This is a genomic window from Pseudomonas sp. R2-60-08W (genome assembly GCF_003852335.1).
Lineage (GTDB): Bacteria > Pseudomonadota > Gammaproteobacteria > Pseudomonadales > Pseudomonadaceae > Aquipseudomonas.
The window spans coordinates 169,850-194,032 of the sequence record NZ_CP027731.1; the positions used below are offsets into that span (position 1 = coordinate 169,850).

General features: G+C 64.3%; 17 protein-coding genes. 15 read left to right on the forward strand and 2 right to left on the reverse strand.

Annotation, left to right across the window (positions count from 1 at the left end; genetic code table 11):
• Positions 1-113 precede the first annotated feature (113 nt).
• From C4J90_RS00715 to C4J90_RS00730, 4 genes are read left to right on the forward strand one after another with little or no spacing between them, the layout of a single operon-like run.
• Positions 114-884: an efflux RND transporter periplasmic adaptor subunit gene (locus C4J90_RS00715; protein WP_124413474.1), complete on the forward strand. Its 771-nt coding sequence runs from the start codon at positions 114-116 to the stop codon at positions 882-884.
• Positions 881-2,200, forward strand: a complete 1,320-nt coding sequence (locus C4J90_RS00720) for an efflux RND transporter periplasmic adaptor subunit (RefSeq protein ID WP_124360695.1) — start codon at positions 881-883, stop codon at positions 2,198-2,200. The genes C4J90_RS00715 and C4J90_RS00720 overlap by 4 nt, the downstream gene beginning before the upstream one ends.
• On the forward strand, positions 2,200-4,296 hold the full coding sequence (locus C4J90_RS00725; protein WP_124418974.1) for a biotin/lipoyl-binding protein: 2,097 nt from the start codon (positions 2,200-2,202) through the stop codon (positions 4,294-4,296). The genes C4J90_RS00720 and C4J90_RS00725 overlap by 1 nt, the downstream gene beginning before the upstream one ends.
• A 12-nt stretch (positions 4,297-4,308) precedes the next feature.
• Complete coding sequence (locus tag C4J90_RS00730) at positions 4,309-4,824, forward strand: GNAT family N-acetyltransferase (RefSeq protein WP_124360697.1); 516 nt, start codon at positions 4,309-4,311, stop codon at positions 4,822-4,824.
• On the opposite strand, the gene C4J90_RS00735 is transcribed toward C4J90_RS00730, so the two are convergent.
• Positions 4,800-5,108 (reverse strand): hypothetical protein, encoded by a 309-nt coding sequence (locus tag C4J90_RS00735; RefSeq protein ID WP_124418975.1) that lies wholly within the window; start codon positions 5,106-5,108, stop codon positions 4,800-4,802. The two genes, C4J90_RS00730 and C4J90_RS00735, sit on opposite strands and share 25 nt — an antisense overlap.
• Before the next feature lie 49 nt (positions 5,109-5,157).
• Positions 5,158-5,748 (reverse strand): phage tail protein, encoded by a 591-nt coding sequence (locus C4J90_RS00740; protein ID WP_124360699.1) that lies wholly within the window; start codon positions 5,746-5,748, stop codon positions 5,158-5,160.
• 201 nt (positions 5,749-5,949) lie between these two features.
• Between C4J90_RS00740 and C4J90_RS00745 the strand changes: the two genes are divergently transcribed.
• The 11 genes from C4J90_RS00745 to C4J90_RS00795 all read left to right on the forward strand — a co-directional run bounded on the left by C4J90_RS00745 (position 5,950) and on the right by C4J90_RS00795 (position 24,135).
• A complete protein-coding gene (locus C4J90_RS00745; protein WP_124418976.1) occupies positions 5,950-7,563 on the forward strand; it encodes a glycosyltransferase family 39 protein in 1,614 nt (537 codons plus the stop codon).
• 110 nt (positions 7,564-7,673) lie between these two features.
• Complete coding sequence (locus tag C4J90_RS00750; RefSeq protein ID WP_124408574.1) at positions 7,674-8,516, forward strand: sulfotransferase; 843 nt, start codon at positions 7,674-7,676, stop codon at positions 8,514-8,516.
• Between the two features lie 49 nt (positions 8,517-8,565).
• Complete coding sequence (locus tag C4J90_RS00755) at positions 8,566-16,443, forward strand: Ig-like domain-containing protein (protein ID WP_124418977.1); 7,878 nt, start codon at positions 8,566-8,568, stop codon at positions 16,441-16,443.
• Between the two features lie 41 nt (positions 16,444-16,484).
• Complete coding sequence (locus tag C4J90_RS00760; protein ID WP_124360702.1) at positions 16,485-17,999, forward strand: TolC family protein; 1,515 nt, start codon at positions 16,485-16,487, stop codon at positions 17,997-17,999.
• The gene (gene cysC / locus C4J90_RS00765) at positions 17,983-18,594 is read left to right on the forward strand and encodes an adenylyl-sulfate kinase (RefSeq protein WP_124418978.1); all 612 of its coding nucleotides are present in this window, start codon (positions 17,983-17,985) and stop codon (positions 18,592-18,594) included. Before C4J90_RS00760 ends, cysC begins: the two co-directional genes overlap by 17 nt.
• A gap of 9 nt (positions 18,595-18,603) precedes the next feature.
• On the forward strand, positions 18,604-18,861 hold the full coding sequence (locus C4J90_RS00770; protein ID WP_124360704.1) for a DUF2789 domain-containing protein: 258 nt from the start codon (positions 18,604-18,606) through the stop codon (positions 18,859-18,861).
• Positions 18,862-19,117: 256 nt separating this feature from the next.
• A complete protein-coding gene (locus tag C4J90_RS00775) occupies positions 19,118-19,528 on the forward strand; it encodes a MarR family winged helix-turn-helix transcriptional regulator (RefSeq protein WP_124360705.1) in 411 nt (136 codons plus the stop codon).
• The gene (locus tag C4J90_RS00780; RefSeq protein WP_124418979.1) at positions 19,525-21,603 is read left to right on the forward strand and encodes an FUSC family protein; all 2,079 of its coding nucleotides are present in this window, start codon (positions 19,525-19,527) and stop codon (positions 21,601-21,603) included. The genes C4J90_RS00775 and C4J90_RS00780 overlap by 4 nt, the downstream gene beginning before the upstream one ends.
• Positions 21,600-21,809 (forward strand): DUF1656 domain-containing protein, encoded by a 210-nt coding sequence (locus C4J90_RS00785; RefSeq protein ID WP_003187469.1) that lies wholly within the window; start codon positions 21,600-21,602, stop codon positions 21,807-21,809. Before C4J90_RS00780 ends, C4J90_RS00785 begins: the two co-directional genes overlap by 4 nt.
• On the forward strand, positions 21,806-22,696 hold the full coding sequence (locus C4J90_RS00790; protein ID WP_124360707.1) for an HlyD family secretion protein: 891 nt from the start codon (positions 21,806-21,808) through the stop codon (positions 22,694-22,696). The genes C4J90_RS00785 and C4J90_RS00790 overlap by 4 nt, the downstream gene beginning before the upstream one ends.
• Positions 22,693-24,135, forward strand: a complete 1,443-nt coding sequence (locus C4J90_RS00795; protein ID WP_124418980.1) for an efflux transporter outer membrane subunit — start codon at positions 22,693-22,695, stop codon at positions 24,133-24,135. The genes C4J90_RS00790 and C4J90_RS00795 overlap by 4 nt, the downstream gene beginning before the upstream one ends.
• Positions 24,136-24,183 lie beyond the last annotated feature (48 nt).

Consider the following 24,183-nt stretch of genomic DNA (forward strand, 5'->3'; position numbering starts at 1 on the left):
GATCCGACACCAGCTTCGGTGAACGCTCACACAAATCACGGATTTGTCCGATTGAGGGTAGTGGCGTTTTAACCTTGCTGACATAGACTGCGTTCTTCATCAGGGAGGATCGTATGAAGCTATTGCGGCTATGGCTGTTGAGTGTTGCCTGCGTGATCGGCGTGGCGCCTGTCGCCATGGCGGACGACCCCTTGCTGGATCACCCGCCGGCGGCTGCGGCCGGCACTGATGAGGCGCGCGGCGTGTTACGGGCCCGCGACCAGGCGATGCTGGCCAGCGAGTTGTCGGGGCGCATCGTCGAACTGCCGTTCAGTGAGGGCGAGTCGTTCAAGAAGGGCGACACCCTGGCACGTTTCGATTGCTCGGCCTACCAGGCGCAATTGAATGCCGCCCAGGCTTCCAGCCGTGGCGCCGGTGAAGAGCTGGCCCACAACAAACAGCTGGCGGCGCTCAATTCAGTCGGGCGCTTTGAAGTGGCCCGCGCCGAAGCCAAACTCAGCGAAACCCAGGCCCAGTCCCAGGTCTATCAGGTGCAGGTCAAGCGTTGCAGCGTGCTGGCGCCGTATGACGGCCAGGTGGTGCAACGCAAGGTGCAACGCTATGAAAGCGTGTCGGCCGGGGCGCCGCTGCTGGAAATCGTCGACAACCGCAGCCTGGAAATCCACCTGCTGGTGCCGTCACGCTGGATGGACAAGCTCAAGCCCGGCCAGACCTTCACTTTTACCCCCGATGAAACCGGCCAGGCGTTCAGCGCCACGGTCAAACGACTCGGCGCGCGCATTGACGAGGGCAGCCAGACGCTGCTGCTGGTCGCCACTTTACCCAACGCCGCCGGGTTGATGGCAGGCATGAGTGGCACCGCACACTTTGCGCAATTGCAATGAACGCCCCGATGCCGGGCAGCAGCGAGCGGGTGTTTGCGCAGTTTCTGGACCTGGAACGCCAGACCCGTGCCGCGCGCACCACCGAGCAACTGGCCTACAGCCTGGTCAATGACAGCCAGCCGCTGTTCGGCTATCGGCATGCCGCACTGTTGATCGCCGGCAAGGTGCAGGCGGTGACAGCCGTGAGTAACGTCGACCCGAATGCGCCGTTCGTGGCCTTTGTCGAGCAGGCGGTGGCGCAGTTGCACAAGCAGGCGCTGGCCCAGACCGCACGCGTAGTGCCGGCGGAGCAGTTGAGCGAGGCGGTGCGGGCGGACTGGCAAAGCCTGTCTGCCGGCCAGGTGTTCTGGTTGCCGTTGATCGACCCCCAGGGCCGAGTGTTCGGTGGCCTGTGGCTGGCGCGAGATACCCCGTGGAATCCGGCCGAGCAAGTGTTGCTGGCGCAATTGGGCGACACCTGCAGCCATGCCTGGCATGCACTGCAGCCGCAGCGGCCGTGGCGGTTGCGCCTGACTCGCAAGCGCCGGCTGATGGTGGTGGTCGCCTTGCTGCTGTTGCTGCTGATTCCGGTGCGCCAATCCGTGCTGGCGCCCGCCGAAGTGGTGCCGCTGGCCGGGCAGGTGGTGGCGGCGCCGCTGGATGGGGTGATTGCACAGTTTTTGGTCAAGCCCAACCAGGCGGTAAAAACCGGTGACCTGTTGCTGCGTTTCGAAAGCACCACCCTCACGGCCCAGGCTGACGTGTCGGCGCGTGCCCTGGGCGTGGCCGAGGCCGAGTTGAAGGCCAGCGCGCAGCGAGCTTTTGCCGATGCCGAATCGAATTCGCGTATCGACCTGCTGGCGGCCCGGGTCGAGCAAAAACGCGCCGAACGCGATTACGCCCGCGAACTGCTCAAGCGCAGCGAAGTGCGCGCCGAGCGCGACGGTATCGCCGTCTTCGCCGACGCCGAGCGCTGGACCGGCAAGCCCGTGCAAACCGGCGAGCGCCTGTTGCAGATTGCCGACCCCGACCAGGCCGAGTTGCGCATTGAGCTGGCGGTAGGCGATGCGATCGCCCTGGAACCGAACGCCCAGGTAGCGCTGTTCCTCGACAGCGACCCTTTGCATCGCCACCTGGCGACCTTGCAACGGGCAGCCTATGAGGCGCAGCCCACACCGGGTGGCCAACTGGCCTATCGCCTGGATGCGCAATTCGACGAAGCACCGCCGCGTATCGGCCTGCGCGGCACGGCCAAGCTGTTTGGCGAGCGCGCGCCGCTGGCGCTGTACCTGTTGCGGCGGCCGCTGGCAGGCCTGCGTCAAAGCGTGGGCCTCTGATGGACTTGCCCAAACTGCGTGAAGACCTGCAACTGTCCAGCGCCGGCGCGGCCCTGGACGGTTCGCCGCGCTGGACCCTGGCCGACCCGGTGCGCGGGCGCTATTTCAAACTGGGCGCCACCGCCATTCGCTTGCTGCGCCACTGGTCTTTGGGTGACCCGGAAAAAGTCCTGCAGGCCGCCAACCGCGAGCCGGGCCTGGCGTTGGGCGGCAGTGAAGTGGATGAGCTGCTGGGTTTTCTGCGCGCCCACGACCTGATCGCCGCCCTCGACCCGCAGCAGCGCGCCAGTTACCTCTACAAATCTGCCGCGCGTAAACAAAGCCTGTGGCAGGTGCTGCTGCATCAATACCTGTTTTTCCGGATTCCGCTGTGGCGACCGGATGCGTTTCTCAACCGTGCCTGGCCGCTGCTGGCGCGCTTTGGCCCTGGGTTGTTGCGCTACGGCTTGCCGATCATTTTGGCGCTTGGGGTGTTTCTGGTCGCGCGCGACTGGCAGCGCTTTGTGGCGACGTTTCCGCATCTGTTCAGCCTGGGCGGCGCCCTGGCGTTTGGCGTGGCGCTGTTCTTTGCCAAGCTGTGCCATGAATTCGGCCATGCCTTTATGGCCAAGCGCGCCGGGTGCAGGGTGCAGAGCATGGGCGTAGCGTTCATGGTGCTGCTGCCGATGTTCTACACCGACGTAAGCGACGCCTGGCGGGTTAATGATCGTCGTGCGCGCTTGATGATCGGGGCCGGTGGGGTCATGGCCGAGTTGTTGCTGGCGTGCATCGCCCTGCTGGCCTGGTCGCTGCTGCCGGACGGCCCGGCGCGCACGGCAGCGTTCATGCTGGCAAGCGCCACCTGGCTGACCACCCTGGCGATCAACCTCAACCCATTCATGCGCTTCGATGGTTACTTTCTGATCAGCGATTGGTGGGAGGTGGATAACCTGCAAGGTCGCGCCTTTGCGCTGTGTCGCTGGCGCTTGCGCGAGCTGCTGTTCGGTTATGGCGAACCGGCACCGGAGCCGTGGTCGCCCAACCTGCAACGCCGGCTGTTGTGGTGGGGCTACCTGGCGTGGCTGTGGCGCGCGGCGCTGTTTTTAGGGATCGCCTTGGCGGTGTATCACCTGTTTTTCAAGCTGCTGGGGATCGTCCTGATGGGGGTGGAACTGGTGTGGTTTATCGGCCTGCCGATCTTCAAGGAGTGGCGCCAATGGTGGAGCCGACGCAGCCAGGCCCATGCGCCGCGGGTCATGCTCAGCAGCCTGGGCCTGGTGCTGGTGGTGCTCGCGCTGGTAGTGCCCTGGCGCAGCGCGGTGGAGCTGCCGACCATGCTCGAAGCCGGGCGCGCCAGTGCGCTGCATGCGCCGGTGGCGGCGCGGGTCAAGCACTTGCGGGTGGGGGACGGGCAAGAGGTGACCCAGGGCCAGGTGCTGATCGAGCTGGAATCACCGGACCTGGACGCCCGGCAAAGCATCGTGCGCCGCGAAGTGGAGATTTTGCAGTTGCAGATGCGCCGCCAGGCCGGGCGCAGTGAAACGGCAGTGGACGCTGGCATCAATGATCAGCGCCTATCCCAGGCCCTCGCCGAATACCGTGGCCTGGCCGCCCAGCGCGAACGCCTGCTGCTGCGCGCGCCTCACGCCGGCACGGTGCGCGATGTGCTGCCGCAATTGAGCGTGGGGCGCTGGCTGTCGCCCAAGGATTCGCTGGCGCGGGTGGTGGAAGAAGGCGCCCGCCTGCGCGGTTACATCGCCGAGGCCGAGCTGTGGCGGGTGGCGCCGGGGGCAACCGGACGGTTTATCGCCGATGACCCGATGCACGCGGCCATCCCGGTGGAATTGACCGATATCGACGCCAACGGTGTGGCCTACCTGGACCAGGAGGCGCTGACCTCAGACCACCACGGGCCGATTGCCGTGCGCCGCGATGAAAACCAGCGCCCGGAGCCGGTGCAGGCGCAATACGGCGCACGCTTGAAAAGTCTGCAAGCGATTGCAACGCCCCGTCAGCCGTTGCGCGGCGTGGTGGTGCTGCAGGGGCGCAGTGAGTCGGTGCTGGGCGTGGCCTGGCGACGGGCGGCGGCGTTGGGTGTACGGGAAAGCGGGTTCTAGGAGTTGAACGCAATGTCGAACAAGCAAGGTGCCCTGGCGCAGGGCCTGGTGATGCGTCCCTCACGCAGTACCGACGGGCCGTTTTTGCAGCGCCTTTACCGCTCGGCACGTGCGGATCTGCAGTGGATTGATGGCGAGCAGGCGCTGGTCGAGGAGGTGATCGCCCAGCAATTCCAGGTCCAGGAAAAAGGCCTGGACGAGCATTTCCCCGGTGCGCTGCACTATGTCATCGAAAAGTTGGACACGCCCATCGGCGCCTTGAGTGCCGACTTCGGGCCACATGAAATCCGGGTGTTGTACCTGGCATTCATTCCCACCGCGCGTGGCCAGGGTTTTGGCCGCGCGGTTTTGCAAGGGGTGCAGCAGGCGGCCACGCAGGTGGCGTGCCCGGTGAGCACGGTGGTGTGGGCGAGCAACCCCCATGCGTGCCGGCATTACCTGGCGCTGGGGTTTCGGGTGGAAGAACAGACGCCCGCCGCGCAGCGGTTGGTGTGGTACCCGTCTCAGTTGAACACAATGCAGAAATAACCCCGCTCGCTGTCGCGGCCCATGGCGGGCTCGCGAGACACAAACACCTGTTCGAGGCAGGCGTCCGCCAGCGGTAAACGGCATAAGCCGTCGACGAAATCCGTGGGTACAAGGCTTTCGAGCAGCACCCTGAAGGCCCCGCGCGGGCTGCCTGGCAAGGTGGCTTTGGGGGTTTCGGTGAGGCTTTGGACCTGGATCGGCAGCGCCGAACCGTCGGGCAGGTAAAGCACGGAGGTGCCATCAAGCAACGGTCGAAAGTGTTCCGGGGTGACCAGGTTCAACATGTGAGGCTCCATTTCAGAGATGCCGGGGCCTGCGAGCCCCGGCCAGGGGTTAATCGCGCGACGGAAAAAGCCCGTTCAAGGCAATGCTGAAATTGATCGCAAGGTAAGGGTTCATGGTGGCCAAGGCCTGGCCCTGGCCGGCGACACTGATCGTGCCTCCGGCCACGGCGGTGCTCACGCCCTGCAGAGGGACCGGCGTGGCGCCCTGCTGGTCTGAATAGATTGCAGCGCTGCCCGGCCCACCGCCGGAAGCGCCGATAAACGCGTTGGTAGCGCTGGGTACTGTCAGCGGGTTGCTGGAGGTGTTCGCCAGTTGCACCGAGGTGGTGGCGGTGAGTGGTGTCATGGCGTGGGTGTGGGCAGGCAGGTTGAGCAGGGTGGCGGTGACGGATTCCGTGCCGGAGATTTCGCCAATGACGCGCGCCGACAACCCCGCGCCGCTGCCTTGACCAATGGGCATTCGACCTTGCAGGTTAGGCAGCATGAAGCTGACGCTGCCATTTCCGCCGTAAACGACACCGAGCAGGGCGTACAGCGCCTGGTACTGGTTGACGGCAAGGGTTTGCCCGGCGCACAGGGCCCAGTCTCTGGGGGCGAAATCAAATGCAAAGGGTTGGATGGTGCCGATGAAAACTTCCATGGATCGTTCATCCTTGTGATGGCTAGACAGGGGGGAGGACGCCAATCGGTCCGGCGCCATCGCAGAGCGTAGTCGCCGTTGTTGCTTGCTGCCTGGCGGTTGCGAAACAGCGAGCGAAACCGGGGCTTTTGTCCTAGAGTGGCGCGTGTTTGCGCATGTGTGGGGTTTGCCTGGTAAACGGGCTGTGTCTGGGGAGTTGAGGTGCGACGGTCTGTGGTAGAACAAGACGAAAAAGTGGCGGCACTTTCCTTAGTCAATCGTCTTTCGAGCACCTGGGAAGGCGCCGGTTGGCTAGGCCGTTTGTGGTGGGTGCCGATCCTGGCGCTGGCCATGGCCGTGCGGTTTTATGGCCTGACGGCTGCGGCGATCTGGGGCGATGAGGGTTCAAGCCTGCTGCTCAGCGAATACGCCCTGGACGACCTGTGGTTTCACGCCGCCCATGATGTGCATCCGCCGCTGTACTTTTTCATGCTGCGCGGCTGGATCGAACTGTTCGGCGACGGCATCTGGTCGATTCGCGGCATGAGTGCTATCCCCGGCGTGCTGGCGGTAGGCCTGGGCGTCTGGCTCACGCGGCAACTGTCTACCCGCCGCGCAGCGGTGCTGGCGGGGGTGCTGCTGGCGCTGTTTCCCTCCGCCGTGCGCTACAGCCAGGAAGTGCGCATGTACTCGCTGCTGGCGGTGTGGTTGCTGGGGGCCACGCTGGCGCTGGTGTACTGGGTGCGCCAACCCGCGCGCACGCGTTACCTGGTCGTTTATGCGCTGTTGATGGCCGCCGGTTTTTATACCCATTACTTCACTGCACTGTGCGTGCTGGTGCACTGGGCTTACCTGGGGCTGCTGTGCCCGTCCCAGGCGCCCGGCCAGCGCCTGATCCTGCGTCCGTCGTGGTGGTGCGCCAATGCGCTGGTCGTGGCGTTGTACCTGCCCTGGCTGCCGAACATGCTTGACCTCGTGCAACACGTCGAACAGCTCAAGGTTGGCGGTGACATTGGCTGGGAAGACCCGGTCACGTTGACCTCCGTGCCGTCGATGATCTGGCAGTTCACGCTTCAGGATGAAGGCGTGGACTTCTGGCGACCGCTGTTCTGGCTGTTCCCGCTGTTGTTGATCGCCGTCGTGATAGCCACCGCCTGGCAGGATCGCGAGCGCCATCGCCCGGCCCGCCTGCTGGCGCTGTTCTTCCTGTTGCCGCTACTGCTGGTGTATGCGGTGTCGTTTATCTCGCCGGTGTTTATCGAGCGCTACCTCACGGTGTACGCCCTGGGCTTGCCGATCCTTGTGGCCCTGGCCATCGACCGCCTGCCCACGCGCCTGGCATGGCTGGGCGCGGCGTTGTGCGTGGTGTTTGTCGGAGTGGAGCTGCTGGGGCTGAAAAACAATGCCACGGTGGATGTGCATGATCAGTTCAACGTGCCGGTGGAGTTCGTCAACCGCAACTATCAGGAAGGCGACCGCATCGTTCTCAGCGACATGATGTGGTACCTCAGCTACGTGTATTACGACCAGACCGACGCCCAACTGCAGCTTTACACCCCGCCCAGGCCCGACGGTACGCCGACTCGGCCGAATGCCTATGGCTTCGGCACTCTGGTGGATCAGGACGGCGGGCGCATCTACCTTGACCGTCTGTCTGCCTTAGCGCCCGACACACGACGTGTCTGGCTCATCAGCAGCAACGAGCTGCCGGATGAATTCGCGCCGATTCCGCCAGGCTGGCAAGAACTTTTGCAGCAGGACGGCGGCGGCGCGCGGGCGCGGCTGTTCGTGTTGTGTGGCGGGCCAGAGCCTTCGCGGCCCGCCGGTTGCCGCTAATCACGAATTGGTATTAGGGGCATGCCAAAATAGTGGCAAATGATCGCTAGTCGGCACTGTGTTTCTCAACTACGCTCCGGCCCACAAATGGATTTTTGTCCTACAAAGTGGTGAACGGATTGCAGTATCACTTTATCTCGGGCTTGCCGCGCTCCGGCTCGACCCTGCTCTCTGCGATTTTATTGCAGAACCCGCGTTTTCACGCCGGCATGAGCAGCCCTTTAGGCACCTTGTTCAATGGTGTGCTGGCGCAGTGCAGCGCCGGCAGCGAGTTTGGCTCGGTCATCGATGCCAACACCCGTCGTCGCCTGTTGCGCGGCCTGTTTGATTCCTACTACGCCGACAAAGCCTCCATCCCGGTGGTATTCGACACCAACCGCCAGTGGTGCGCGCGTATGCCTGCGCTGCACGACCTGTTTCCCCAGGCCAAGGTCGTCGCCTGTGTGCGCAACGTCGCCTGGATCATGGACAGCCTGGAACGCCTGTATCGCGCCAATCCTTTCGAAAACACCAAGCTGTTTGGCGATGACGTCGAGCGCAACACGGTCTACAGCCGCTGCGAAACCCTGGCCCAGCGCAACCGTCTGGTCGGGTTTGCCTGGGCTGCGCTCAAGGAAGCCTATTACGGTGAACATGCCGATTCTTTGCTGATCGTCGATTACGACCTGCTCAGCCAGGCCCCGGAGCGGGTCATGCGGTTGGTCTACGATTTTATCGGCGAGCCATGGTTTGAGCATGACTTCGACAACCTCGCCTACGACGCGCCGGCATTCGACGAGGCGCTGGGCGTTTCCGGCTTGCACAAGGTCCAGCCCAAGGTGCGTTTGCAGACGCGGCGCACCATCCTGCCGCCGGACTTGTTCCAGCAGTACACCGAGTTGTCGTTTTGGCAGGACGGCTCAGCCAGCGCCGCCAATGTGATTCGTATGAAGGCCAACGCCGCGATCAGTTGATCGCGGCGTTTTCATTTTTCTCAAGAACGTTTGACGCCGGGTGAGCAGCATGTGGTGGAGCAATCGCAAGTCGCGGGAAACCGAAGCAGTACGGGCACGGGTCTCGCCGATGATCATGCACCTGGAGCCGCGCATGCTGTTCGACGGCGCAGTCGCCGCCACCGTGGCTGAAGCGGCGCAACCCGACAGCCATCCCACCGCTGACGCCGCCAAGCCGCCGACGGCTGACCACCCGAGCGTGAGCAAAGACACCCACGGCCAGGCCGACGCGCCAGCCGTTTCCCCCGTAGCCGTGCCCGGTCAAACCGTGGTGTTCGTGGATGCCCGGGTCAAGGACTCCGCCAGCTTGTTGCAAGGCGTGGCCCCGGGCGCCCAGGTCATCCAGCTGGATGCGAGCAAGGACGGCCTGCAGCAGATTGCCGACTACCTCGACACTCACCAGGGCGTCAGCTCGGTGCAGATCGTTGCCCACGGCAACGCGGGCGATCTGTGGCTCGGTACTACCTACCTGTCGGCCGATAATGTCGCGGCCCGCAGCGCGGTGCTGGGGCAAATCGGCAAGGACATGAACGTTGGCGGCGACATCCTGATTTACGGCTGCTACACCGCCGAGGGCGAACGCGGCCTGAATTTTGTCGATTCCCTGGCGCAGTTGACCGGCCGCGACGTGGCGGCGTCGATCAACCGCACGGGCGTGGGCGGCGACTGGGACCTGGAGATCGCCACCGGCTCCATCGAAAGCGCCAACGTGCTGTCGACCAAAGCCATGAGCGATTACCAGTGGGGCCTGGCGACCTGGACCGCTACCAACAACCTCAACACTGGGGTCGGTTCGCTGCGCGCGGCCATCGCCTCGGCGCAGAACGGCGATATCGTCACGTTCAATGCCGGCCTCTCCGGCTCGACCGTGGCGCTCACCTCCGAGTTGCTGATCAATAAAAACATCACCGTCGATGGTGACCTGGACAACAACGGCACCGCGGATATCACCCTCGATGGCCAGTACCGGTCCCGCGTCGTGGAAATCGCGTCCGGCAGTACGGTAACCCTTGATGGCCTGGTCATCACCAAAGGGCTGGTGGCGGGCAACGGCGGCAACGGCGGCGCGGCAGCGGCGGGCGCGATGGGCGGCGGGATTTTCAACGCTGGCACCCTTACGCTCAACAACGTGACGGTCACCGCCAACGCCGCGTCCGGTGGTGGTGGCGGTGGTGGCGTGACGCCCGCCTATTCCGGCGGCGGTGGTGGCGGCGGCGGGGGTATCGGTGGGGGAAGCGGCGGCCATGGCGGTTCGACCGGGCCAGGCAACCTCACGTATGCCGGGGGCGCCGGCAGCGCCGGCGCTGGCGGCTACGGGGGTGGCTACTCAGTCAACGACATGGGCGGACGCGGCGGCACCAGCACTGGCGGCCTGGGTGGCAATGGTGCGTCAGGCTACAGCCACGGCGGTGACGGCGGATCGGCGACCAACGGCACGCTGTCGATTGGCGGTGGCGGTGGCGGCTCCGGCTGGGACAAGGTCGGCGGCGTCGGCGGCAATGCGTCGGGTGGTATCTACAACGCTTCAAGCGGCACCCTGAAAGTGATCGGTGCTTCGGTGATCAGCAACAACATCGCGGCCGGCGGCGGCGGTGGGGGCGGCGGCAGCGGCGGCAAGATCTTCGACGGCGGCGCCGGTGGTCGCGGTGTGGGAGCCATCTGGAACAACGGCGGGACCGTGTTGATCACCGCCGCCAACTTTGCCGCGCTGAGCGGTAACGCCGCGGCCAGCGGGGTAGGCGGCCCCACTAGCGGGGGCACCGCGGGTACCACGCCGAGCGCGCAGCCCTCGATTTACAGCAGTGGCGGCGTCCTCAATACCGCCTACGTCGAGCCCCCGACCGCCACCATCGTGCTGGCTGATAGCGCCCTGAAAATCGGCGATACCTCACTGGTAACCATCACCTTCAGCCGGGCCGTGAGCGGTTTCACCAATGCCGACCTGGCCATCGCCAATGGCACGTTGACAGCCGTTTCCAGCGCCGACGGCGGCATTACCTGGACGGCGACGTTTACGCCCACCAATGCCATCTCGGACACCACCAACGTTATCTCCCTGGACAACACCGGCGTGGCGGCCATCTCCGACGGCGCAGTCGGCGTCGGCACCACCAATTCCGCCAACTACGTGGTCGACACGCTTCGCCCGACGGCCACGATCGCTATCACCGACACGGCACTCAAAGCCGGTGAAACCACGGCAGTGACCTTTACGTTCAGTGAAGCCGTAAGCGGTTTCACCAACGCTGACCTGACCATCGCCAACGGTACGCTGAGCGCGGTGAGCAGCAGCGACGGCGGTATCACCTGGACGGCGACCTTTACCCCGACCACTGCTATCACCGACGCCACCAACCTGATCACCCTGGACAACACCGGCATTGCCGACCAGGCCGGCAACGCCGGCAGCGGCACCACCGATTCGGCCAACTACGCCATTGATACGGCTCGGCCGACCGCGACCATCGTGGTCGCCGACAATAGCCTGAGCATCGGTGAAACCTCGCTGGTGACCATCACCTTCAGTGAGGCCGTGAGCGGTTTCACCAACGCGGACCTGACCCTCGCCAACGGGACACTGTCGGCCGTCACCAGCGGCGACGGCGGCATCACCTGGACGGCCACGTTCACGCCCACCAACAGCGTCACTGACACCACCAACGTGATTACCCTGAATAACGCCGGGGTAGCAGACGCTGCCGGAAACACCGGGCAGGGCACCACCGATTCGAACAACTTCGTGGTCGACACCACGCGTCCGACCGCTACCCTTGTCGTGGCCGACACCGCGCTGGCCATCGGTGAAACCTCAACGGTCACCATCACGTTCAACAAGGCCGTCAGCGGCTTTACCAACGCGGACCTGGCTGTCGCCAACGGTACGTTGTCAGCCGTCAGCAGCAGCGACGGCGGCATCACCTGGACCGCGACGCTCACCCCAACGGCCAGCATTACCGATACCACCAACCTCATCACCCTGGATAACACCGGGGTCAGTGATGTGAATGGCAACCAGGGCCTCGGCACCACCAGCTCCAACAACTACACCATCGACACCCAGCGCCCGGCCGCGTCCATCGTAATGGCCGACACCGCCCTGAAAATCGGCGACACCTCGCTGGTGACCATCACCTTCAGTGAAGCCGTGTCGGGTTTCACCAATGCCGACCTGACGATTGCCAACGGCACATTGACGGCCGTCAGCAGCAGCGACGGGGGGATTACCTGGACAGCGACGTTTACCCCTGCCGCCAGCACCAGCGACACCACCAACCTGATCACCCTGAACAACACCGGCATCGCCGACCAGGCCGGCAACGCCGGCAGCGGCACCACCGATTCGGCCAATTACGCCGTCGATACCGTCCGGCCAACCGCCACCATCGTGGTCGCCGACCCGGTGTTGAGCGCCGGTGAGACCTCGCTGGTCACCGTCACCTTCAGTGAGGCCGTCAGCGGTTTCACCAATGCCGACCTGGCGATTGCCAACGGTACGTTGACGGCCGTCAGCAGCAGCGATGGCGGTATCACCTGGACCGCCACCTTCACGCCGACGCTTGGCGTCAATGACGCCACCAACCTGATTACCCTGGCCAATACCGGCGTCGCCGACCTCGCCGGCAACGCCGGGTCCGGCACCACCAACTCGGCCAACTACACGATCGACACCGTACAGCCGACAGCGACCATCGTGGTCGCGGACACCTCGTTGAGCATCGGCGAAACCTCACTGGTCACCATCACTTTCAGCGAAGCGGTCAGCGGTTTCAGCAACGCCGACCTGGCCATCGCCAACGGTACGCTGAGCGCGGTGAGCAGCAGCGACGGCGGTATCACCTGGACGGCGACGTTCACGCCGATCAGCAATGTCACCGACACCAGCAACCTGATCACCCTGGACAACAGTGGCGTGCAAAATGGTGCGGGCAACGTCGGCAGCGGTACCACTGACTCCAATAACTATGCCATCGACACACAGGCCCCGACCGCCAGCATTGTGCTTGCCGATACCGCCCTCGGCGTCGGCCAGACGTCGCTGGTAACGGTCACCTTCTCCGAGGCGGTCACAGGCTTTACCAACGCCGACCTCGCGGTTGCCAACGGTACCCTGGGCGCCTTGAGCAGCAGCGATGGCGGTATTACCTGGACCGCAACCTTCACGCCGACGGCCGGAATCACCGACACCAGCAACCTGATCACGCTGAGCAACACCGGCATCGCCGACCAGGCCGGCAACGTCGGCAGCGGCACCACCGATTCGAACAACTACACCATCGACAGCCAGCGCCCAACGGCCACGATCGTGGTCGCCGACCCAATGTTGAGCGCCGGTGAGACCTCGCTGGTGACCATCACCTTCAACGAGGCGGTTTCAGGTTTCGACAACAGCGACCTGAGCGTGCCCAACGGCACGCTCTCGGCGGTGAGCAGCGCCGACGGTGGCATCACCTGGACGGCAACCTTCACCCCGAACTCCAGCGTGCGCGACACCACCAATCTGGTCACCCTGAACAACGCCGGGGTCGCCGACCTGGCCGGTAATGCCGGTACCGGCATCACCAACTCGGGCAACTTCACCATTGATACGGTGCAACCGACGGCAACCATCGTGGTCGCGGACACCGCGTTAAGCGTCGGCGAAACCTCGCTGGTCACCATCACCTTCAGCGAAGCGGTCAGCGGTTTCAGCAACGCCGACCTGGCCATCGCCAACGGTACGCTGAGCGCGGTGAGCAGCAGCGACGGCGGTATCACCTGGACGGCGACGTTCACGCCCACCAGCGCCATTACCGACGCCAGCAACCTGATCACCCTGGATAACAGCGGTGTACAGAACGGCTCGGGCAACGTCGGCAGTGGCACCACCAGCTCCAACAACTACGCCATCGACACACAGGCCCCGACCGCCAGCATTGTGCTTGCCGATACCGCCCTCGGCGTCGGCCAGACGTCGCTGGTAACGGTCACCTTCTCCGAGGCGGTCACAGGCTTTACCAACGCCGACCTCGCGGTTGCCAACGGTACCCTGGGCGCCTTGAGCAGCAGCGATGGCGGTATTACCTGGACCGCAACCTTCACGCCGACGGCCGGAATCACCGACACCAGCAACCTGATCACGCTGAGCAACACCGGCATCGCCGACCAGGCCGGCAACGTCGGCAGCGGCACCACCGATTCGAACAACTACACCATCGACAGCCAGCGCCCAACGGCCACGATCGTGGTCGCCGACCCGACCCTGGCCGCCGGGGAAACTTCGCTGGTGACCATCACCTTCAGCGAGGCGGTTGCAGGTTTCGATAACAGCGACCTGAGTGTGCCCAACGGCACGCTCTCGGCGGTGAGCAGCAGCGACGGCGGCATCACCTGGACGGCAACCTTCACCCCGAACGCCAGCGTGCGCGACACCACCAATCTGGTCACCCTGAACAACGCCGGGGTCGCCGACCTGGCCGGTAATGCCGGTACCGGCATCACCAACTCGGGCAACTTCACCATTGATACGGTGCAACCGACGGCAACCATCGTGGTCGCGGACACCGCGTTAAGCGTCGGCGAAACCTCGCTGGTCACCATCACTTTCAGCGAAGCGGTCAGCGGTTTCAGCAACGCCGACCTGGCCATCGCCAACGGTACGCTGAGCGCGGTGAGCAGCAGCGACGGCGGTATCACCTGGACGGCGACGTTCACGCCCGCCAGCGCCATTACTGACGCCAGCAACCTGATCACCCTGGATAACAGCGGTGTACAGAACGGCTCGGGCAACGTCGGCAGTGGCACCACCAGCTCCAACAACTACGCCATCGACACACAGGCCCCGACCGCCAGTATTGTGCTTGCCAATACCACCCTCGGCGTCGGCCAGACTTCGCTGGTAACGGTCACCTTCTCCGAGGCGGTCACCGGCTTTACCAACGCCGACCTCGCGGTTGCCAACGGTACCCTGAGCGCCTTGAGCAGCAGCGATGGCGGCATTACCTGGACCGCAACCTTCACGCCGACGGCCGGAATCACCGACACCAGCAACCTGATCACGCTGAGCAACACCGGCATCGCCGACCAGGCCGGCAACGTCGGCAGCGGCACCACCGATTCGAACAACTACACCATCGACAGCCAGCGCCCAACGGCCACGATCGTGGTCGCCGACCCGACCCTGGCCGCCGGGGAAACTTCGCTGGTGACCATCACCTTCAGCGAGGCGGTATCAGGTTTCGACAACAGCGACCTGAGCGTGCCCAACGGCGCGCTCTCGGCGGTGAGCAGCACGGACGGCGGCATCACCTGGACGGCGACGTTTACGCCGACCAGCGACATTCACGACACCACCAACCTGATCACGCTGGATAACGCCGGTATCAGCGACCTGGCAGGCAATGTCGGCAGTGGCGTGACGGGCTCCGATAACTTCAGCATCGACACGCTGCGGCCGACCGCGACGGTTGTGGTCGACCACGGCGCATTGAAGGTGGGTGAGACTGCCCAAGTCACCATTACCTTCTCCGAGGCAGTCAGTGGCTTGAGCACCGGCGACCTGAGCGTGGCCAATGGCACTCTGGGCAACCTGGCCTCCAGCGATGGCGGCGTGACCTGGACCGCGACCCTGACGCCGACGGCCAACATCACCGACACCAGCAACCTGGTCACGCTGAACAACAGCGGCGTGCAGGACGCGGCCGGCAACGCAGGCAGCGGCACCACCGATTCCAACAACTATGCCGTCGACACCCAACGCCCCACCGCGAGTATTTCCGTGGCCAACGGCACCTTGGGCATCGGGCAGACCACCACCGTTACCATCGCTTTCAGCGAAGCAGTGAGCGGCTTTGACCTGTCGGACCTGAGTGTGGCCAATGGTGTGCTGTCCAACCTGGCAAGCCAGGATGGCGGTAAAACCTGGACCGCCCTCCTGACCCCAACCGCGGTGATCAGCGATGCGACCAACCTGATCGTGCTGGATGCGGGTCAGGTCAATGACGCGGCGGGTAATGCCGGCAGCGGCATTGCGATCTCCAACAATTATGCGATCGATGGCGAACGTCCCACCGCGACGATCAGCATCGCCAACCCGAACCTGACGGTGGGCCAGACCACCACCGTGACCTTCACCTTCAGCGAGAAAGTCAGTGGCTTCGACCTTGATGACCTGAGCGTGGCCAACGGCAGCTTGTCCAACCTGGCAACCAGCGATGGCGGCCAGACCTGGACGGCCACCTTGACCCCGTCAGCCAACCTCAACGACCCGAGCAACTTCATCACCCTCGATACCGGGCTGGTGAATGACCTGTCGGGCAATACGGGCAGCGGCTTTGCCAACTCCAACAACTTCTCGATCAATACCGTTACGTTGACTGGCGACCCGCTGTTTCGCGTCACCGAGCCGGCACCGTCGCAGGTGGCGACGAACGTGCCATTGCAGCCCGTTATCTTCGGCCAGCCGACCGGCAATCTCGGCTCACTCATCGGCTTCTCGCCGTTGTTTGCACCGCGCGAAATAGGCGCGGGCTTGCCGCCCCTGGGCAGTATCTTCATTCAGAACGGTGCGTCGGCGCCGAGCTTTATCGCCCAGGTGTTCAGCAACAACGACGCCGGTGATGGCAGCGGCAAGGGCTTTCTCGGCTTTGGCGGCGGCGATGGCGGAGTGTTTGGTTCAAGCTCCTTGTCGAGCCTGTTCAACCGTGACAGCGGCGGCGACGACAGCGGCCTCAAGGCGTTCGACAGCAAGTCGATCAAGGGCCAGTCCGACCCGGCCCACGGGTTGCGTGGCGTATTTGGCGCGCCAACCCTCGGCCAGCAATTGCAGCAACTCAAGGACACCGAACAACGCCAGGTGATTGACCTGGCGCGTGCACTGCAACAGGTCGGCATCAGCGAAATGCAGGCTTGAACATACTTAACTCAAGACGCAGGAACAGGGGCGCTCCAAGGATGAAAACAGGTCATAAGTTGTTCGGCGCCAGCTTGCTGGCGCTGGCGATCGGCGGTTGTGCGGTCACCAGCGAGCCGATTGAACGCAGTGTCAGTGAGCAGCGAGCCCGCAGCGATCTGCAAGGCATGTACAAGGACCAGGAGCCGCTGAGCGGCCCGCTCACGCTGCACCAGGCAATGGCCCGTGCGGTGAAGTACAACCTCGAAGGCCGCTTGAAGATCATGGAAGAAGCCCTGGCCATGCGTCAGTCCGACCTTTCCAGCTTCGACATGCTGCCGCGCATGGCCCTGTCTGCGGGCTACGCCGGGCGCAATAACACCAACGCCTCCAGCAGCCAGAGCGTGCTCAGTGGCAACCAGTCGCTGGAACCGTCCACCTCCCAGGACCGCGACCGCCGCGTGGCGGACCTGACCATGGTGTGGAACGTTCTCGACTTTGGTGTGAGCTACATCAGCGCCAAGCAGCAGGGCGACCAGCGTCTGATCATCCAGGAACGTCGGCGCAAGGTGATCAACACCATCGTGCAGGACGTGCGCTCGGCCTATTGGCGCGCCGTGGCGGCTGAACGCTTGCTGACCCAGATCGACAGCCTGATGGCGCGGGTCAACCAGGCCCAGACCAACAGCCAGAGCATGAGCGAGCAGCGCATCGGCGACCCGGTGCAGGCCCTCGGTTACCAGCGCTCGCTGATCGAAGCCACGCGCCAGTTGCAGGAACAGCGCCGCGCGCTATCCCTGGCCAAGACCGAACTGGCTACCCTGATCAACCTGCCCATGGGCACCGACCTCAAGCTGGTAACGCCCGATGACTACAGCGTGCCGCAACTGAAGGTCAAGCTGGCCAGCCTGGAGCAGGAAGCCCTGGCCAACCGCCCTGAACTGCGCGAGCAGGACTACCAGACCCGCATCAGCGCCGCCGAAACCCGCAAAGCCATGCTGCGCCTGCTGCCGGGCCTGGAGTTTTCGGCCGGAGGCCATTACGACAGCAACTCGTTTTTGGTCGACAACCGTTGGGCCGACTACGGCGCCAAGATCACCTGGAACCTGTTCAACGTGATCTCCGCGCCGGCCGCCATCGACGTCGCCAAGGCCGGTGAAAACGTCGCGACAGCCCGACGCCAGGCGATGTCCATCGCGGTGCTGGCCCAAGTCTACGTGGCCAACGCCAATTACCAGGAAGCCGTGCGCCAGTTCAAGACCAGCGAACAACTCGCCAGCATCGACGGGCAAATCCTCACCCAGTTGCGCAACCGCCATGAGGCCGCCGGGTTAGGTGAGCTCGACTTGATCCAGGGCGAACTCAACACCCTGCAAGCCGACCTGCGCCGCGACCTGGCCTACGCCGACCTGCGCAACGCCTATGGCCAGATCTTCGCCAGCGCCGGGCTCGACCCGTTGCCCGAAGAGCTGGACTCGGACCGCGTGCAGTCCATCGCCACGGCGTTGGCTGGCCGCGAATCAGCGTGGGCTGCCGGCAATATCACCACGCCGGTGCCACGTGCCGTCGCCAAATAACCTGGTGGCGCCGACGGCGAGCGTCACTCGCCGTCAACGCGAAGCACGCAATGGGCATCGCGGCGTGGCGATCCTGCTCACCGGTTTGCCCGCCTCGGGCAAATCCACCCTGGCCCAGGGGCTGCACGTGGCGCTGTTCGAACAGGGCCGACAGAGCCTGGTCCTCGACGGCGACGCTTTGCGCGGTGGCCTCAACAAAGACCTGGGGTTTGCCGACAGCGATCGCCTGGAGAACATCCGCCGCGCCAGCGAACTCGCGGCACTGCTGGTGGAAAACGGGCACATCGTGATCCTGGCGTTGATCGCGCCGCTGGTTGAGCTGCGCGCGGTGTTTGCCGAGCGCCTGGGCGCCGATTATCGCGAAGTGTGGTGCAGCGCCTCACTCGCGGTGTGCGAAGACCGCGACCCCAAGGGGCACTATGCCCGGGCGCGAAGGGGAGAACTGCCGGGGTTCACCGGCATCGGCTCGCCTTACGAGCCACCGCCCCATGCGTCGCTGGTGTTGGATACCGGCGTGCTGCCGGCACAGCAGTGCGTCGAGCGGTTGCTGGCGTGGCTGGCGCCTGGGCTAGACTCTGGGAAATCGTCTTCTTAGGAGCCCGCCATGGAATCGCCTGTGCATAGCTTGTCGTCACTGTTCAAACAGCTTGGATTAGCGGATGACCCGGTGAGCATTGAGCAATTTGTGGCGGTTCATTCACCGCTCAAGCCGGAGCTGAAACTGGCGGATGCGTTTTTCTGGACCGATAGCCAAAGAGCGTTTTTGCGTGAGGAGATTCTGGAAGATGCGGATTGGGCGGTGGTGGTGGATGAGTTGAATGTGATGTTGCGGGGCGGGCGAGATGTGCAAAAAAATGTGTGAAAAGGCCAAAACTTGAAAAAAAATGGTGAGGGTTGAAAAAAACCGAGCTTTAGTCGGCTAGGTGAATTTTTTTTGAGAATGTGGGAGGGGGCTTGCCCCCTCCCACATTTGCCCTGCGGTGTTGCCGCCAAGTCGCTCCACTCATCCGCGAAATTGTTTCCAAACTTGACGGGCGCGCATCGATCCACCATATTGATAGTTAGCAAACTAACTGTATGCGAACTATCCAGTGCCTCAATCTCTCGAACAACTCCAGATGAACCTCAGCAGCAGCATGGTGGTGGGCGCCCGTCACTGGCGCAAAATCTGCCAGACCACGCTGGTGAGCTATGGCATCTCTGAAGCCTGCGCCGTGCCGCTGTTGATGATCGGTCGCCTGGGGGACGGGGTGCATCAGGTCAAAGTGGCCCAGGCGTCGGGGATGGAAAGCCCGTCGCTGGTGCGCCTGCTCGACCGGCTGTGCCACGACGGCTATGTGTGCCGTACCGAAGACATCCACGACCGCCGCGCCAAGGCCCTGAGCCTGACCGCGCGTGGCCGCGAGTTGGTGCAGGCGGTCGAGGCGCAACTGGTGCGCCTGCGCCTCGAAGTGCTGGCGGACATTACGACCACCGATATGGAAGCCGCGCTGCGCGTACTGCGGGCCTTTGAGGCGGCGACGCCTTGAACGGATTCTTTACCGGCTTTCCGCCCGCTCGCGACTGGTTCTACGGGGTGCGTACGTTCGCCGCTTCGATGATCGCGCTGTACATCGCCATGCTCATGCAAATGCCGCGTCCCTATTGGGCGATGGCCACGGTGTATATCGTCTCCAGCCCCTTTGTCGGCCCCACCAGTTCCAAAGCGTTGTACCGCGCCATCGGCACCTTGATGGGCGCGGCGGCGGCGGTGTTTTTTGTGCCGATGTTCGTGCAGTCACCCTATATCCTGGTGGTGGTGATCGCGTTGTGGACCGGGACCTTGCTGTTTCTCTCCCTGCACCTGCGCACCGCCAACAACTACGCGCTGATGCTGGCCGGCTACACCTTGCCGCTGATTGCCCTGCCGGTAGTGGACAACCCGCTGGCGGTGTGGGACGTGGCTGAGGCGCGTACCGAGGAAATCTTCCTCGGCATCGCCGTGGCCGCGGTGGTGGGCGCGATGTTCTGGCCGCGTCGCCTGATGCCTGTGTTCGATGGGTCCGTGGCCAAGTGGTTTACCGACGCCCAGGTCTACAGCCAACGTTTTCTCACCCGCGATGTGGAGCCTGAAGCCGTCAGCAGCCTGCGCGGTGGCATGGTCGCGACCTTCAACACCCTCGAATTGATGATCGGCCAGCTGCCCCACGAAGGCGCGCGGCCGCAGACGGTGCGCAACACCAAGGAACTGCGCGGGCGCATGATTCACCTGTTGCCGGTGATCGACGCCCTGGACGATGCGGTGTACGCCATCGAACATCGCGCCCCCGAGTTTCTCGCTCAGCTCACGCCGTTGCTCCAGGAGGCCAATACCTGGCTGCAAAGCACCACCCAAACAGCCCCGCTTGAACGTTGGCGCGTGCTGCGCGACCAGATCGACGCCGCGCAACCCCAAGGCGAAGCGCTGGACGACCGCCACACGTTGCTGTTCTCCAACGCCCTGTACCGCCTCGGCGAATGGGTCGACCTGTGGCAAGACTGCCGCAGCCTGCAAGCCGCCATCCAGTGCGAAAGCCAGGACACCTGGCGCGCCGTATACCGTCACTGGCGCCTGGGCCGGCTCACGCCGTTCCTCGACCGGGGCCTGATGTTCTACTCGGCGTTTTCCACCGTCAGCGCGATCATCGTCGCCTCGGTGCTGTGGATTCTGCTGGGTTGGACCGACGGTGGCAGCGCAGTGATCCTGGCCGCCGTCGCCTGCAGCTTTTTCGCCTCGATGGACGACCCCGCACCGCAGATCTACCGCTTCTTTTTCTGGACCGCCATGTCGGTGCTGCTCGCCAGCCTGTACCTGTTCCTGGTGCTGCCCAACCTGCACGATTTCCCGATGCTGGTGCTGGCGTTCGCCGTGCCGTTCATCTGCATCGGCACCCTCACCGTGCAGCCACGCTTTTACCTGGGCATGCTGCTGACGCTGGTCAACACCTCATCGTTCATCAGCATCCAGGGCGCCTATGACGCGGACTTTCTCAACTTCGCCAACGTCAACCTGGCCGGTCCCGTAGGCCTGCTGTTTGCCTTTATCTGGACCCTGATCGCGCGGCCCTTCGGCGCGGAACTGGCGGCCAAGCGCCTGACCCGTTTCAGCTGGCGCGACATCGTCAGCCTCACCGAACCTGCGACCCTGGCCGAACACCGGCATATGGCTGCGCAAATGCTCGACCGCCTGATGCAGCACCTGCCGCGCCTGGGCCTCACCGGCCAGGACACCGGCACCGCGCTGCGCGACCTGCGCGTGGCGCTGAACCTGCTCGACCTGCTCGCTTACTCCCCGCGCATCCTCGGCGTGCCTCGCGTGCTGCTCAACCAGGTGGTGGAAGGCGTGGGCGGTTATTTCAAGGCGTGCCTCAAGGCCGGTGAACGCTTGCCCGCGCCCAGCGGTCTGCTGATGACCCTGGACCGCACGCGCCGCGCCCTTAACGGCCAGGGCCTGCAAGACGACGGTGACACGCGCCTGCACCTGCTGCATGCCCTGGCCGGCCTGCGCCTGGCGCTGTTGCCTGGCGTGGAGTTCATTGGCGGCACGGAAATGGAAGCGCCGCTACCCGATGGAGCGCCTTTATGATCGGTGACCTGGATATCAGCGGCGTATTCCTGCCCACGCTGCTGGTGCTGATGGGCATTACCTATGTGTTGTTTCTGGTGGTGCACGGGCTGTTGACGCGCATGCACTTCTATCGCCTGGTCTGGCACCGGGCATTGTTCAATGTGGGGCTCTACGCGCTGTTGCTGGGCGCGGTGGACTCACTCAGTCGATATTTGATGACATGAAAAAACCTTTTTTGACCATCGGCCGTGTAGTCCTGACGCTGTTGATCGTGAGTTTCGCGGTCGTCGTCGTGTGGCGCATGGTCATGTACTACATGTTTGCGCCCTGGACCCGCGACGGGCACATCCGCGCCGACATCGTGCAGATCGCCCCGGACGTGTCCGGGCTGATCCAGCGGGTGGACGTGCGCGACAACCAACTGGTGACCAAGGGCCAGGTGCTGTTTGCCGTCGACCAAGACCGCTTCAAGCTGGCCCTGCGCCAGGCCCAGGCCGCCGTGGCCGATCGCCAGGAAACCCTGGCCCAGGCCCAGCGCGAGTACAAGCGTAACCGTGGCCTGGGCAACCTGGTGCCCAGCGAGCAACTGGAAGAAAGCCAGTCCCGCGTGGCCCGTGCCCAGTCGGCGTTGGCCGAGGCGCAAGTGACGGTGGATTCCGCCCAGCTCAACCTCGACCGTTCGGTGATCCGCAGCCCCGTGGACGGCTATGTCAACGACCGCGCGCCGCGCACCCAGGAGTTCGTCACCGCCGGGCGGCCGGTGCTGTCGGTGGTGGACAGCAATTCCTTCCATATCGACGGCTACTTCGAAGAGACCAAGCTCGACGGCATCCACGTCGGCATGGGCGTGGATATCCGCGTGATCGGTGACAACGCCCGCCTGCATGGGCATGTGCAGAGCATCGTTGCCGGTATCGAAGACCGCGACCGCAGCAGCGGCTCCAACCTGCTGCCCAACGTCAACCCGGCGTTCAGCTGGGTGCGCCTGGCCCAGCGGATTCCCGTGCGTATTGCCTTTGATGACGTGCCGCCGGACTTTCGCATGATCGCCGGGCGTACGGCGACGGTGTCGATCATCGATGACAAGGCCAAAGCCGGAGACCAGCCATGAAGCAACTGCTGGCCACCGCTGCGCTGGGGGTGTTGCTGTCGGCCTGCCAGGCGGTAGGCCCGGACTACAAATTGCCGGACACCGCTGCCGTCAACCGTGGCGACCTGCAAGGCGCTATCGCGGGGGAGGGCAATAACGTGATGTCGGCGCCGGTGCCGACGGACTGGTGGAAACTCTACAAAGACCCGCGCCTGGATGAGCTGGTGCGCCAGGCCATGGCCTCCAACACCGACTTGCGCGTGGCGGCCGCCAATTTGCAACGCGCGCGCTATCAGACCCAGCAGGCCGAATCCGCAGGCGGCTGGAGCGCCGGTGCCAAGGCCGAAGCCCAGCGGTTGCAGGAGTCTGGCGAAGCCTTCTTGCTGGAAGACAAAGTCCCGGTGGGCAACATCGGCAGTGTGGGCATCACCACCTCGTATCAATTCGACCTGTTCGGCACCCTGCAGCGTGGCATCGAAAGCGCCCAGGCCAGCGCCGATGCGGCCCAGGCGGCCGCCGATATCGCGCGCATTACCCTGGTGGCCGACGTGGTGCGTTCCTACACCCAGGTCTGCGCCGCCAACGAAGAGCTGGCGATTGCCAACGAATCCCTCGACCTGCAAGCGCAAAGCACCCGACTCACCCAACGCCTGCGCGACGCCGGGCGTGGCGATGAAACCCAAGTGACGCGCTCGCAAACCCAGTACAAATCCCTGCGCGCCGATATGCCGCGCTACGAAGCCGCGCGCCAGGCGGGGCTGTTCCGGCTGTCGATGCTGCTGGCCAAACCTCTCGAGCAACTGCCGGCTGGCACCGCCAGTTGCGCCGAGCTGCCGCACATTGCGCAGTTGTTGCCGGTGGGCGACGGCGCGGCCCTGCTCAAGCGCCGCCCGGATGTACGTCAAGCCGAACGTCAACTGGCCGCTGCCACCGCACGCATCGGCGTGGCCACCGGCGCCTTGTACCCCGACATCGCCATTGGCGCCACGGTGGGCACGGTGGGCCTGCTCGACAACCTCGGCCAGCCGGCGACCAATCGCTGGGGCTTTGGCCCGATGATCAGCTGGACAGTGCCGACCAACGGCGCCCGTGCCCGTATCCACGAGGCCGAAGCCGCGACCCAGGGCGCCCTGGCGCATTTCGACGGGGTGGTACTCAACGCGATCCGCGAAACCCAGACCGGCCTGGCGCAGTACACCGCCATGTTGCAGCGCCGTGAGGCGCTGGCTGATGCCGAACGCTCGGCACGTGAAGCGGCAGACCAGACCCACCGGTTCTTCCAGGCCGGGCGCGAGTCGTTCCTCGCCGACCTGCAAGCGACCCGCACCTACACCACCATGCGCGCGCAATTGGCGGCGGCCAACACCCAGGTTGCGATGAGCCAGATCGACCTGTTCCTGGCCCTGGGCGGCGGCTGGGAAAGCGGACGAACGCAAGGGGTAAAACCCGGCAATCCGTGAGGTGATGGCTATGCTGTGTCTAAGGGGCGTAACGCCTCGCCTGACACT